Source organism: Brevundimonas sp. Br13 (assembly GCF_055391505.1).
In genome coordinates this window covers 1237292-1251053 of sequence record NZ_AP044008.1, presented here as the reverse complement: position 1 = coordinate 1251053, position 13762 = coordinate 1237292, and the positions used below count along the sequence as shown (strand labels likewise).

At 67.9% G+C, this 13762-nt stretch carries 11 protein-coding genes; 3 read left to right on the top strand and 8 right to left on the bottom strand.

The window, feature by feature from the left end; genetic code table 11:
- The first annotated feature begins 34 nt into the window (after nt 1-34).
- Genes ACZ5M6_RS06190 through ACZ5M6_RS06180 form a run of 3 tightly spaced genes read left to right on the top strand, consistent with a single transcriptional unit; the run spans nt 35 to nt 4877 of the window.
- Entirely contained in the window at nt 35-1567 is a 1533-nt protein-coding gene (locus ACZ5M6_RS06190) for an MFS transporter (RefSeq protein ID WP_464159923.1), read from the top strand.
- Nucleotides 1564-2496 carry an alpha/beta hydrolase gene (locus ACZ5M6_RS06185; protein WP_464159922.1) on the top strand — a complete coding sequence of 311 codons (933 nt, stop codon included), beginning with the start codon at nt 1564-1566 and terminating at the stop codon, nt 2494-2496. The genes ACZ5M6_RS06190 and ACZ5M6_RS06185 overlap by 4 nt, the downstream gene beginning before the upstream one ends.
- A gap of 8 nt (nt 2497-2504) precedes the next feature.
- Nucleotides 2505-4877 (top strand): glucan 1,4-alpha-glucosidase, encoded by a 2373-nt coding sequence (locus ACZ5M6_RS06180; RefSeq protein ID WP_464159921.1) that lies wholly within the window; start codon nt 2505-2507, stop codon nt 4875-4877.
- A 57-nt stretch (nt 4878-4934) separates the two neighbouring features.
- Here the strand turns inward: ACZ5M6_RS06180 and ACZ5M6_RS06175 are convergent, their stop codons facing one another.
- The 8 genes from ACZ5M6_RS06175 to ilvG all read right to left on the bottom strand — a co-directional run bounded on the left by ACZ5M6_RS06175 (nt 4935) and on the right by ilvG (nt 13747).
- Nucleotides 4935-5624, bottom strand: coding sequence for a TorF family putative porin (locus ACZ5M6_RS06175; protein ID WP_464159920.1), 690 nt, complete (start codon nt 5622-5624; stop codon nt 4935-4937).
- 97 nt (nt 5625-5721) lie between these two features.
- Complete coding sequence (locus ACZ5M6_RS06170) at nt 5722-7071, bottom strand: ammonium transporter (protein WP_464159919.1); 1350 nt, start codon at nt 7069-7071, stop codon at nt 5722-5724.
- A gap of 218 nt (nt 7072-7289) precedes the next feature.
- Nucleotides 7290-8396, bottom strand: coding sequence for a 3-isopropylmalate dehydrogenase (leuB, locus tag ACZ5M6_RS06165; protein ID WP_336970428.1), 1107 nt, complete (start codon nt 8394-8396; stop codon nt 7290-7292).
- Nucleotides 8396-8980 carry a 3-isopropylmalate dehydratase small subunit gene (gene leuD, locus ACZ5M6_RS06160; RefSeq protein ID WP_464159918.1) on the bottom strand — a complete coding sequence of 195 codons (585 nt, stop codon included), beginning with the start codon at nt 8978-8980 and terminating at the stop codon, nt 8396-8398. Before leuD ends, leuB begins: the two co-directional genes overlap by 1 nt.
- A gap of 149 nt (nt 8981-9129) precedes the next feature.
- Nucleotides 9130-10542, bottom strand: coding sequence for a 3-isopropylmalate dehydratase large subunit (gene leuC, locus ACZ5M6_RS06155; RefSeq protein ID WP_464159917.1), 1413 nt, complete (start codon nt 10540-10542; stop codon nt 9130-9132).
- Nucleotides 10535-11782 (bottom strand): 2-isopropylmalate synthase, encoded by a 1248-nt coding sequence (locus tag ACZ5M6_RS06150; protein WP_464159916.1) that lies wholly within the window; start codon nt 11780-11782, stop codon nt 10535-10537. Before ACZ5M6_RS06150 ends, leuC begins: the two co-directional genes overlap by 8 nt.
- A complete protein-coding gene (locus ACZ5M6_RS06145; RefSeq protein ID WP_287395499.1) occupies nt 11782-12033 on the bottom strand; it encodes an ACT domain-containing protein in 252 nt (83 codons plus the stop codon). The genes ACZ5M6_RS06150 and ACZ5M6_RS06145 overlap by 1 nt, the downstream gene beginning before the upstream one ends.
- Nucleotide 12034: 1 nt before the next feature.
- On the bottom strand, nt 12035-13747 hold the full coding sequence (gene ilvG / locus ACZ5M6_RS06140) for an acetolactate synthase 2 catalytic subunit (protein ID WP_464159915.1): 1713 nt from the start codon (nt 13745-13747) through the stop codon (nt 12035-12037).
- Nucleotides 13748-13762: the final 15 nt, after the last annotated feature.

The window sequence follows — 13762 nt, the reverse complement described above, 5'->3', positions numbered from 1 at the left end:
GACGCGACACTTCCCCCGCAAGCGGGGGAAGGTCATGAGCGCCGCCGCCCCCCTCCTCTCCCACCGCCCGCGCCTGTCCGGCCTGGCGATCTGGAACATGTGCGTCGGCTTCTTCGGCATCCAGATCGGCTTCGGCCTGCAGAACGCCAACACCAGCCGGATCTTCCAGACCCTGGGCGCCGAGGTCGACAGCCTGGCCATCCTCTGGATCGCCGCCCCTCTGACGGGTCTGTTGGTCCAGCCCCTGGTCGGCCATTTCAGCGACAAGACCTGGACCCGGTTCGGGCGTCGCCGCCCCTATTTCCTGGTCGGGGCGATCCTGACCACCCTGGCCCTGATCGCCATGCCCAACAGCCCCGGCCTGTGGTTCGCCGCCGCCATGCTGTGGATCATGGACGCCTCGATCAACATCACCATGGAGCCGTTCCGCGCCTTCGTCGGCGACAATCTGCCGGAGGAGCAGCGCACCGCCGGCTATGCGATGCAGAGCTTCTTCATCGGCGCAGGGGCGGTCTTCGCCTCGGTCCTGCCCTGGCTGCTGTCGAACGTCTTCGGCGTGGTCTCGACGGCCGAGGCGGGCGTCGTGCCCCTGTCGGTCAAGATCGCCTTCTACGTCGGCGCCGCCGGCCTGTTCACGGCCGTGCTGTGGACGGTGCTGAGCACCCGCGAATACAGCCCCGAACAGCTCGCCGCCTTCGAACGCGCGCGCCTTGAAGCCCTGGGCGCCGCCCCGGCAGACGATGCGCCGGAGCCGCCGGCCCGCAGCGTGCGGGGCTGGATGGGTTCGGGCCTGGTCTGCGCCGTTCTGGGGGGGCTCGGCCTGGTGCTGATCGCCGCCTTCGATCTGGAGAAGGAGCTGCTGGTCCTGGCCGGCTTCTTCGTCGGCTTCGGCCTGTTGCAGATCGCAGTGGGCCTGATGCAGCGCCGCCGCATCGTCAACGCCGTGACCGAGATCCTGAACGACGTCTATCGCATGCCCCAGACCATGCGCGACCTGGCGGTGGTCCAGTTCTTCAGCTGGTTCGCCCTGTTCGCCCTGTGGATCTACACCACCGCCGCCGTGACCAGCGTCCATTACGGCACGACCGACACCACCTCGGCCGCCTATGCCGCCGGGGCCGACTGGGTTGGGGTTCTGTTCGGGGTCTATAACGGGGTGGCGGCCCTGGCGGCCTTCACCCTGCCGGTCCTGGCCAGGCGGATCGGCCGCAGGGCGACCCACGCCCTGATGCTGGCGCTCGGCGCGGCGGGTCTGTTCGGCGTCTTCCTGATCCGCGAGCCGGGCCTGTTGTGGCTGCCGATGGTCGGGGTCGGCTTCGCCTGGGCCTCGATCGTCTCCATGCCCTACGCCATCCTGTCGGCGGCTGTGCCGGCGCGGAAGATGGGCGTCTATATGGGCGTGTTCAACATCTTCATCGTCGTGCCCCAGCTGCTGGCGGCCACGGTGCTGGGCCTGATTCTGAAGCACTTCTTCAGCGGACAGGCGATCTGGGCCCTGGTGCTGGGCGCCGCCTCCTTCCTGCTGGCGGCCTTCAGCGCCCTGAGGGTGCGGGAGCAAAGGGCGTGAACCGCCGCGCGCTCCTAGCCCTGGCGGCCGCCCTGCCCTTCGCCGGCGCCGCACGGGCGCAGACGGCGGCCGGTCGTCTGATCCTCCACGAGGCCGTGACCTCGGCCCATGTGAAGGCGAGGAACGTCTCCGTCTGGCTGCCGCCCGGCTATGAGACGTCGGATGCGGCCTATCCCGTCCTCTACATGCACGACGGACAGAATCTGTTCGATCCCTCGACGGCCAACTTCGGCGAATGGGGGGTGGACGAGCATCTGACGCGGCTGATCGCCGGCGGTCAGGTGCGCGCCCCCATCGTGGTCGGCGTCTGGAACACGGATCTTCGCCTGCGGGAATATGTCCCGGCCGATCTGATCGCGGCCCTGCCCGAGGACATGCGCGGCGATGTTCAGGCCGTCTATGGCGGCCCGCCCCTGTCGGACGGCTACATCCGCTTCCTGACCGAAGAGCTGAAACCCTTCGTGGACCGGACCTACCGCACCCTGCCCGGCCGCGAGGACACCCTGATCAGCGGCTCCAGCATGGGCGGGCTGATCTCACTGTACGCGGTGATGAAACGGCCGGACGTCTTCTCCGCCGCCGCCTGTCTGTCGACCCATTGGCCGCTGCGGGTCACAGGTCTGGACGGCCCAGGCCTGGAGGCCTGGCGCGAACGTCTGGTCGCCGCCTGGACCGGGGTGATCGAGCGCGGCCTGCCGGCGCCCGGCGCGAACCGCTTCTACTTCGACCGGGGCGATGAGACCCTGGATCAGTTCTACGCCGCCTTCCAGACCCAGGTGGACGCCGTCTTCCGCCGTCGCGGCTACGGCCCCGGCGATTTCCAGAGCCTGGTCTTCCCCGGCGCCCAGCACAATGAGGCCTCGTGGAACCAGCGGCTGGACGTTCCCCTGAGCTTTCTTCTTTCCCCCGCCCCCACGCGCAACCCGTGAGGACCACAATGCGTCACTTCCGTTCCTTCTGCCTCGCCGGCGCCGCCGGCCTGGCGCTCGCCTCGGCCGCCTCGGCCCAGTCCGGGATCGCTCCGGGCGCGCCGGGTGATCCGCCTACCTGGTCCAGCGCCGCCAAGACCGGCGCCGGGGCCTCCTATGAAGCCTATGTCGACGGCCAGTACCGTGACGGCGGCCCGACCGGCGCGGTGTCGAAGGTCTGGTTCTCCATCGCCGACGGCGTTCTGACCGAAACCATGTACGGCCTGATCCACGAGGCCCAGATCAAGGCGCTTCGCTTCGCCGTCGTCACCCCTGACGGCCTGGCTGTGGAGGGCGCCGACACCACCGAGCAGACCGAATATCTGCATACGGACGCCCAGGGCCGCCCCCTGTCGCCGGCCTATAGGGTCACCACGCGCGACAAGGCCGGCCGGTTCGAAATCGAGAAACGCATCTTCACCGACCCGGACCGCAACGCCCTGGTGCTGCGGGTCAAGATCACGGCCCTGAGCGGAGAGGCCACGCCCTATCTGCTGCTGGAGCCGCACATCGCCAACACCGGCGTCGACGACCGGGGTCAGGTCACGCGCCAGGCCTTCCATGCCTGGGAAGGCGACACCCATCTGGTGCTCAAGCCGAGCCGTCCGTTCGACAAGGCCGGCGTCGGCTTCGTCGGCGCATCGGACGGTCTGACCGACCTGAAGGACGGCCGGATGGACTGGACCTACGCCTCCACCGGAGAGACGGCGGGCAATACGATGATGACGGGCGCCCTGCCGCGCCTGCGTCAGGGGCAGAGCCTGAGCCGAGATTTCGTGATCGGCTTCGGCTCCAGCGAGGCCGAGGCCCAGGCGGCGGCGGACGGCGCCTTCGCTGTCGGCCTGGACGAGGTTCTGGCCCGGTTCAACGGCGAGGGTGATCGCATCGGCTGGGAGGACTATGTCGCCTCCCTGACCGAACTGCCGCGCATCGCCGAACAGGCGACGGACGGAGGCAAGCTGGCCTACGCCTCGGCCCTGATGCTGAAGGTGCAGGAGGACCGCACCCATGCCGGCGCCCTGATCGCCTCCCTGTCCAACCCCTGGGGCGACACGGTGGATGCGTCGAAATCCTCCACCGGCTACAAGGCGGTCTGGCCGCGCGACTTCTATCAGGTGGCCATGGCCCTGGCGGCGCTGGGCGACAAGGAGACGCCGCTGGCGGCCTTCAACTATCTGCCCCAGGTCCAGGTCGGCCCGAACACGCCCGGCAATACCGGCGTCGGCGGCTGGTTCCTGCAGAAGACCCATGTGGACGGCGAACTGGAATGGGTGGCGGTCCAGCTGGACCAGACGGCCATGCCGATCATGCTGGGCTATCGTCTGTGGAAGCTGGGCTGGCTGTCCGACGCCCAGATGGCCGACCACTATCGTTCGATGCTGAAGCCGGCGGCCGACTTCCTGGTGGACGGCGGCAAGATCGGCCTTCTGTGGAACGTCGCCGAGATCAAGCCGCCCTTCACCCAGCAGGAGCGCTGGGAAGAGCAGCAGGGCTATTCCCCCTCCACCACCGCCGCCGTGGTGGCCGGGCTGACGGTCGCGGCCGAAATGGCGCGCGCCTCGGGCGATGCGGCGGGAGCGACCCGTTATCAGCTCGCCGCCGACAGCTACGCCTCTAAGATCGAAGAGCGGATGTTCACGACCAGCGGCGACTTCGGCGACGGCCGCTATTTCATCCGCATCACTCAGAACGAGAACCCGAACGACAAGGCCCCGATCGGCGCCGCCAACGGCCAGATCGCGCCTCAGGAGGACCGGGTCGTGGATGGCGGCTTCCTAGAACTGGTCCGCTACGGGGTGCGCAAGGCCGACGATCCGCACATCGTTTCGACCCTGCCCGTGTATGACGACCAGAGCCTGGAGGACCTGTACCGGGTCCGCTACGACTTCGGGCCGGAAGGCGACCAGACGCCGGGCTGGCGCCGCTACGGCGTCGACGGCTATGGCGAGGATCATGTCGCGGGCGCCAACTATGGCGTCGGCGGGCAGATGAGCCCTGGTCAGCGGGGTCGGGTCTGGCCCTTCTTCACCGGCGAGCGCGGCCACTATGAGCTGGCCCGCGTCAGCCTGAACGGCGCTCCGTCCGCCGCCGACATCGCCGCCATCCGCCAGACCTATGTGCGCGGCATGGAGCGGTTCGCCAATGACGGGCTGATGCTGGCCGAACAGGTCTGGGACGGGGTCGGCGACCCGACCGAGCGCGACTACGCCCTGGGCCAGAACACCGACTCGGCCACCCCCCTGGCCTGGACCCATGCCGAATATCTGAAGCTGTTGCGGTCCTTGGCCGACGGCAAGGTGTGGGATCGGTACGAGCCGGTCGAAAGCCGCTACGCCCGCTGATACGAAAAAGGCCCCGGAGCCAGAGCTCCGGGGCCTCGCTTTTCACCGAAGACGGGCTCAGTAGGTCAGCTTCAGACCGACCACGAAACGGTCCTCGGCCGCGGGCACCCCGTCCACGTCCGTGTCGTAATAGCGCGCATCCGCCGACAGATTGTCGCTGAGGGCATAGCCGACCCCGGCGTTCCAGGTCAGGTAGTCGTCGGACACGTCCAACCACTGCTGACCCACGGCGCCGGAAATCGTCCACTTGGGCGCCGGCGAGAAGGCGGCGTTGACCTCGGCGTAGGTCGCTTCCTTATCCGCCGCGCCGAAGAAGTCGGGCGAATAGTAGACGGCGGCGCCGAAGGTGGCCGGGCCCACGGCGCGCGAGGCCGCAGCCTTGAACTCCGCATAGTTGTAATCAGCGCCGTCCGGTTCGCCGGCATAGAGGTAGCCGATCACGCCGAAGTCCAGGGCGAAGCCGCCCGCCTCGGTGCGGTAACCGCCATAGACATCGACTTCCGCGTCGGTGTCGTCGCCGAAATCAACGTTGGAGGCCCAGGCGCCGGCATAGAAGCTGCCGGCCGTCAGGTCGACGCCGCCTTGGATGGCGGGATCTTCGTTGGTCTGGCTGTAGCCCCGGAAGACATAGTCGCTGGTCACGCCGACGTTGAAGGCCACCTTGGCGTCCTGAGCCGAGGCGGGCGCGGCCAGGCCGGTCAGCCCCAGGGCCAGGGCCGCAGCGGCGGCCGTACCGAACAGTTTCATTCTCATTATCTATCCCCTTGGTTTCGTTATTTTTGTTCCAGCACCCGATGGGATCGCCGGAAGGGAGGGCGCGGCCGGCGGGCCGCGCCCTCTGGTTTCAGTGTTCCAGCGCCTCGCCGTGCAACGAGGTGTCCAGACCGGCGGCTTCTTCCGCCTCGCTGACCCGCAGACCCGTGGTGAACTTGCAGATCACCAGGATGATGAAGGTCCCGACCGCGCTGTAGGCGATCGTCCAGGCCAGGCCGATGGCCTGGGCCCCGACATTGGCGCCTTCCGACAGGCTGTTGATCGCCGTGGTGGCGAAGACGCCGGTCAGAAGGGCGCCGATCAGACCGCCCGCGCCGTGGATGCCGAAGGCGTCCAGCGAGTCGTCGTAACGGAGCAGCTTCTTGATCCAGACCGACGAGATGTAGCAGACCGGACCGGCGATCAGGCCGATGATGACCGCGCCCTTGGGATCGACGAAGCCCGCCGCGGGGGTGATGGCGACCAGGCCGGCGACCACGCCCGACAGCATGCCGATCAGCGAGACCTTCTTCTTTTCGATCAGTTCGATGATCTTCCAGGTCAGGGCGGCGGCGGCGGCGGCCAGCACCGTGTTCAGCAGGGCCACGCCCATCAGGTCGTTGGCGGCGCCCGCCGAACCGGCGTTGAAGCCGATCCAGCCGACCAGCAGCAGAGAGGCGCCGATCATGGTCAGGACAGGGTTGTGCGGATTGATCGGCTCGACACCATAGCCTTTGCGGCGGCCCAGGAAGATGGCGCAGACCAGACCGGCCACGCCCGAGTTGACGTGAACCACCGCGCCGCCGGCGAAGTCCAGCACGCCGGCCGAACCGAGGAAGCCGCCGCCCCACACCCAGTGACAGATGGGGGAATAGACCAGCAGCGACCACAGGGCCGTGAACAGCAGCAGGCCCGAATATTTCATCCGCTCGGCGAAGGCGCCGGTGACCAGGGCCGGGGTGATGATGGCGAAGGTCATCTGGAAGGCGATGAACAGATATTCCGGAATGCCGGTCAGCAGGCTGTTGGCCGTGGCGAGGCTCACGCCGTTCAGGAACAGCATGTCCAGGCTGCCCACATAGGGCTGGAGCGCGGCGTCGGCGTTGGCGCCGAAGGCGATGCTGTAGCCCGCGATGAACCAGACCAGGGAGACGACGGCGAAGACGCCGACCGACTGGGTGATGGTGGCGATGACGTTCTTGCGCCGCACCATGCCGCCGTAGAACAGGGCCAGGCCCGGCAGGGTCATCAGCAGGACCAGGGCCGTGGACGTGCCCAGCCAGGCCGTGCCCGCGCCGTCCAGTTCCAGCGCCGACTGGTGCGCCAGCAGGGCGGGCGCCGCCGCAGGCGTCTGGGCGAAGGCCCCGCCGGCGTAAAAGAGCCCGATGGTCAGAAGCAGGAGCGCAGCGACCCCCGGAAGTCGATTCCAAACGTGCGACATAAGCAAATACCCCCTTGGCAATCTCGCAAGTGCGAAGGTTTTACTGCAATCGCGTCTGACGCAAGGGGGTCAGGCGGAAACGGTGCAACTTTCTTGCAACGGTTCCGTTAAAAAAGTTTAGCCCCGCACGATCCGTTCTCGGTGCGGGGCTCGGGGCTTAGATTCTTGTTTCGAGGAACGATGTTCCCGGCATGAAATTCGGGAGGCGGCGATGCGCCTTACGCCCAGTGCATCTGCACCCGGTGCGCCGCCGCCCAGTGGATGGCGCGAATGGCGTCGATCACCGCCTCGGTTGCGGCCCGCGTGCCCAGAGCCCCGCCCAGATCGGCGGTGACGGCGCCGGCCGCCAGGACGGCCGCCACCGCAGCCTCGATGGAATCCGCCTCGTCCTCCAGCTTCAGGCTGTGACGCAGCAAGAGGGCCGCCGACAGAATCGTGCCGACCGGATTGGCCAGGTCCTGACCGGCGATGTCCGGCGCAGATCCGTGAATCGGCTCGAACAGGCCCGGCCCTTCCGTGCCCAGCGAGGCCGACGGCAGCAGGCCGATCGAACCGCCCAGCACCGAGATCTCGTCCGACAGGATGTCGCCGAACATGTTCTCGGTCAGGATGACGTCGTATTCGCGCGGCTTCCTGATCAGGTGCATGGCCATGGAATCGACCAGGGCGTGCTCCAGCGCGATCTCGGGGAACTCCTCGGCATGGATACGGGTCACGACCTCGCGCCACAGGCGGCTGGTCTCCATGACATTGGCCTTGTCGACCGAGGTCACCTTGCCGCGGCGCTGGCGCGCGGTCTGGAAGGCGGCGCGCGTCACGCGCTCGATCTCGGGAACCGTATATTCGCACAGGTCGGTGGCGCGGTCGGCGGTGCGGGTCTTCTCTCCGAAATAGACGCCGCCGGTCAGTTCGCGGAAGACGATCAGATCGACGCCCTCGACGATCTCGCGCTTCAGCGGCGAACGGTGCGCCAGGACCGGCGAGACCTGCAGCGGCCGCAGATTGGCGAACAGGCCCATGGCCTTGCGGATCGCCAGCAGGCCTTCCTCGGGCCGGCGCTTGCCGCCGTCCCATTTGGGGCCGCCCACCGCGCCCAGCAGGACGGCGTCGGCGGCGACGCAGGCGGCGCGCGTCGCCTCAGGCAGGGGCTCGCCCGTCTCGTCGATGGCGGCGCCGCCGATCAGATGTTCGGTGAAGTTGAAGTTGTGGCCGTAGAAGTCGCCGATGACCGCCAGCACGTCGCGCGCGGCCCGCGTCACCTCCGGCCCGACGCCGTCGCCGGGCAACAGGACGATCTCATAGGTCTTGGGGGCGGCTTGGGTCATCAGACGGTCTCTCTCGAACGCTCGAAGGCTTCGATCTCTGGCAGGTTTGATTGCAGCCAGCCCAGGGTGTCCACCCCGTTCAACAGACACTGGCGCGCGAAGGATTCGACCTCGAACGGCACGGGCTGGGCATTGCCGCGCCGGATCTCCCGGGCTTCGAGGTCGATTGTGACCGGCTGGTCCGGCTGCGACACCAGATCGTCCCAGACATCCTGGCTGACGACGATCGGCAGCAGGCCGTTTTTCAAGGCGTTAGATGTAAAAATGTCAGCGATTTCGGTCGAGATCACCGCCCGGAACCCATAGTCGTACAGGGCCCAGGGGGCATGTTCGCGCGACGAGCCGCAGGCGAAATTCTTGCCCGCCAGCAGGATGCGATGCTCGGCCGGATCGATCCGGTTCAGAATGGCTTCGGGCTTTTCCGAACCGTCGGCCTCATAGCGCCAGTCATAGAAGGCCGCCTTGCCCAGACCCTCGCGCGTGGTCGTCGTCAGGAACCGCGCCGGAATGATCTGGTCGGTGTCGATATTGGCCTGGCTGAGCGTGACCGTCTTCGAGGTCAGCGTGGTGAAGGGCTCAGACATCAAAAACTCCGCTCATCCCGGCGAAAGCCGGGACCCAGTTCTGTGGGCGATAGGCGTCACCCGTCGCGCCCTGTCGGCGATCCCGCGCATTGTGCTTCGCGAAAGCACTGGGTCCCGGCTTTCGCCGGGATGAGCGGAAGGGGGTGTCGCTACGCATCCACGACCTCGTTCAGGAAGACGCGCGGATCGGTCAGCACACCGGCCACCGCCGTCGCCGCAGCCGTCGCCGGACTGGCCAGTATGGTGCGGGCGTCCTTGCCCTGGCGGCCCTCGAAATTGCGGTTGGAGGTCGAGACGGCCAGCTGACCCGGCGCGACGAAATCCCCGTTCATGGCGATGCACATGGAGCAGCCGGGAATGCGCCATTCGGCCCCGGCGGCGATGAAGACCTCGTGCAGGCCTTCCGCCTCGGCGGCCCGGCGAACGGCCTCCGAACCGGGAACCACCAGCATTCGCAGGCCGGGCTTGACCTTGCGGCCGCGCAGAACCTCGGCGGCGACGCGCAGATCGGGCAGGCGGCCGTTGGTGCAGGAGCCGATGAAGACCACGTCCACCGGCTGGCTGGTCGTCGCCTCGCCGGCGGTGAAGCCCATATAGGCGATGGCCTTGCGGTCGGAATCCGACTGGGGTTGGGGCACGGGCGTACCGATCGGCGCGCCGGCGTCCGGCGTCGTGCCCCAGGTCGCCATCGGCCGGATGGCGGCGCCGTCGATCACGACTTCCTTGTCGAAGGTCGCGCCCGGGTCCGTGGCCAGCTTCAGCCATTCGGCGGTCGCCGCCTCATAGTCGGCGGGGACATGTTTGCGGCCCCGCAGCCAGTCGATCGTGGTCTGGTCCGGGGCGATCATCCCCGCGCGGGCGCCGGCCTCGATGGACATGTTGCACAGGGTCATCCGCCCTTCCATGTCCAGCGACCGCACCGCCTCGCCCGCATATTCGATGACGTAGCCGGTGCCGCCGCCGAAGCCGATGGCGGCGATCACGGCCAGGGCGACGTCCTTGCCCGAGACGCCGGGCTCCAGCCGTCCGGTCACCGTCACCCGCATCGCCTTGGGCTTGCGCTGCAACAGGCATTGGGTCGCCAGCACATGGCCGACCTCGGAGGTGCCGATGCCGAAGGCCAGGGCTCCGAACGCCCCATGGGTGGCGGTATGGCTGTCGCCGCAGACGACCGTCATGCCCGGCTGGGTCAGGCCCAGCTCCGGCCCCATGACATGGACCACGCCCCGGTCTTCAGATCCCCAGCCGGCCAGGGGAACCCCGTGGGCGGCGCAGTTTCGCTCCAGCGTATGGACCTGGGCCTCGGCCTGGGGGGTGACATAGGGTTTCAGCCCGTTCAGCCCCGCCGGCAGGGTCGGGGTCGAATGGTCCAGGGTGGCGTAGGTCCGGTCGGGCCGGCGCACCTTCAGGCCGCGGGCCTCGATCTCGCTGAAGGCCTGGGGACTGGTGACCTCATGCACCAGATGCAGGTCGATATACAGGACGCCCGGCGTATCGGCCGTTTCCGGCCGCACCACATGAGCGTCCCAGACCTTGTCGAACAGGGTCTTTGGATCAGGCATACTGGGCCACCGTCTCCTCAACGCCGTCGACGCGATCAATGATGGCGATCAGTTCGGCGTCGCTGATCTCGCCGATCTGGTCGGCGCGCTGTTTGAAGCCGGCGACGACGGCCGCCAGACGGTCGCCCTCGATGGGCCGGCCGATGGTCTCGGCCCGCTTGGCGATGGCGTGGCGGCCCGAGTGCTTGCCCAGAACGAACCAGCTGCCTTCGAAGCCCACGTCCTGGGGCCGCATGATCTCATAGGTGCGGCTGTCGGCCAGCATGCCGTGCTGGTGGATGCCGGCCTCGTGGGCGAAGGCGTTGATGCCGACCACCGACTTGTTGCGGGCGATGACCGTCTCGGTGATTTCGCACAGGATCTTGGAGGCGCGGACCAGATGGCGGCTGTCGGCGCCGATGGCGACGCCATAGCGGTCTTCGCGCACCTTCAGGGCCATGATGACCTCTTCGATCGAGGCGTTGCCGGCCCGTTCGCCGATGCCGTTGATCGCCCCCTCGACCTGACGCGCCCCGCCCTGGACCGCAGCCAGGGAGTTGGCGACCGCCATGCCCAGGTCATCGTGGCAGTGGGCCGAGAAGATCACATGGGGGTGGCGCTTGTGGATCCGCGCCGCCAGGGCGCGGAAGGTCTCGCGCACCTCTTCCGGGGTCGCATAGCCGACGGTGTCGGGCACGTTCAGGGTCCGGGCGCCCGCGTCGGCGGCGGCCTCCAGCACATCGGCCAGGAACTCGGGCTCCGTGCGGAAGGCGTCCTCGGCCGAGAACTCGACGTCGTCGAACAGGCTGGCGGCGTATTCGACCGCCCGGACGGCCGTGGCCAGAACCTCGTTGGTCGACATCTTCAGCTTGGCCGAGCGATGGATCGGGCTGGTGCCGATGAAGGTGTGGCAGCGACGATGCGACTTGGGCGCCGGCCGCAGGGCGCGGAAGCTGGCGTTGATGTCCTTTTCGTTGGCGCGCGACAGGGAGCAGAAGATCGGCCCCTCGACCTCGCCGGTCACGCGGCGGATGCAGTCCTCGTCGCCCGGAGAGGCGGCGGCGAAGCCGGCCTCGATAACGTCGACGCCCAGGTCCTTCAGGACCTGGGCCATCTTCACCTTGGCTTGGGCGGTCATGGAGAAGCCGGGCGCCTGCTCCCCGTCCCGCATCGTCGTGTCGAAGACGATGACCCGGTTGGGGTCGGCGGCGATCTCCGCAGTTCGGGATACGCCGGATACTCGTACTTGTTCGGCGGTCATTACGCAGCCTCGGATTGAATAATGTCGTTGCCGATCCGGCGGACGCCGAACAGGCGGTCGATCTGGCGACCCAGGTTGTCGATGCAGCGGCCGGCGTCGCGGCCGCGGATGGTCAGGGCGATGCGGCGGAAGGCGCCTTCATCGGCCATGTTGATGCCGTCGATGTGGAAGCCCCGGCGCTCCACAAGACCGATGAGACGCTGAAGCGAACCGTCCGCACGGTCGATCTGGACGTGGATCGTGTTGCTCATCTCAGGAGCCCTCCATCATTTCAGCATTGCTCTTGCCCGGCGGAACCAGCGGCCAGACATTGTCTCGGGGATCGATGACCACATGGGCCAGGCAGGGGCCGTCGGCGGCCAGCAAGCGCTGGATGCCTTCGGACACCTGATCGCGGCGATCGATACGGAAGGCCTCGATGCCGAAGGCCTCGGCCACCTTCACGAAGTCCGGATTGTCGGACAGGTCGATCTCGGAATAGTTCTCGGCGAAGAACAGCTCCTGCCACTGGCGCACCAGGCCCAGCGAGGAGTTGTCGATCAGCACGATCTTCAACGGGATGCCGTAACGCTTCAGCGTCGCCAGCTCCTGGATGTTCATCATGAAGCCGCCGTCGCCGGCGATGGTGACGACCGTCGCGGACGGATCGGCCAGCTTGGCGCCGATGCCGGCGGGCAGGCCGAAGCCCATGGCGCCCAGACCGCCCGAGGTGATGTGGGCCTCGGGCTTGGAGAAGCGGCAGTGCATGGCCGCCCACATCTGGTGCTGGCCCACGTCGCAGGCGGCGACGAAGGCGTCGCCGGCCGCTTCGGACACTTCTTTCAGCAGGGCCGGGGCGTAGACCCCCTCGCCCGGCGCGTCATAGCGATAGGCGCCGGTACGGGCGGCGTCGACGCACGCATCGACCCAGGGCTGGATGTCCAGGGCCGGTCCGCCGGCCATGCGCGCCGTCAGGGCCTCGATCCCGTCCTTCAGCTCGCCGACCACGGCCACATTGGCCGCCCGCAGCTTGCCGACTTCGGAGGCGTCGATGTCGAAATGAACGATGCGGGCGTTGGGCGCGAACTCGGCCAGCTTGCCGGTGGCGCGGTCGTCGAACCGGGCGCCGACGACGATCAGCAGGTCGCTGTCCTGAACCGCATGATTGGCGGCGCGGGCGCCGTGCATGCCCAGCATGCCCAGCATGCGCGGCGCGTCGGTCGGGACGGTGCCCAGGGCGTTCAGGGTCGAGACCTGGGGGATGCCGGTCGCGGCGACGAAGGCGCGCAAAGCCTCGGTCGCGCGGCCGATCTTCACCCCGCCGCCGACATAGACCAGCGGCCTCTTGGCGGCGCGGATCGCGGCCTCGGCGGCGGCGACGGCGTCGTGATCGATGCGCGGCGTCTCGTTGGGGATGTGGAAGCCGTAGTCGTCGGTGGTCGTGGCGAACTGCACGTCCTTGGGCAGATCGACCAGGACCGGACCGGGACGGCCCGAGGCGGCGATGTGGAAGGCCTCCTCGACGGCGGCTGGAACATCGGCCGCGTCGCGGACCAGGATCGAGTGTTTCACGATCGGCAGGGTGACGCCCAGGATGTCGATCTCCTGGAAGGCGTCGGTCCCCATCAGCCCCTGGGCCACATTGCCGGTGATGCAGACGATCGGCGCCGAGTCCATCATCGCATTGGCGATGCCGGTGATCAGATTGGTCGCCCCCGGTCCCGAGGTGGCCAGACAGACCCCGACCCTGCCGCTCTTGCGCGCATAGGCGTCGGCGGCGAAGGCGGCGGCCTGTTCGTGCCGGACCAGAATATGTTTCAGCTTAGACCCGGCCAGGGCGTCATAGACCGGCATGATGGCGCCGCCCGGATAACCGAACACCACCTCCACGCCCAGCCGCTCCAGGGTGGAGACCAGCAGGCGCGCCCCCGATTGGGGGGCGGCCTCGGCTGAGGATTTGAAGGCGGCGGCGGTCATCAGGGTCATCCGGTCTTTCGCTCG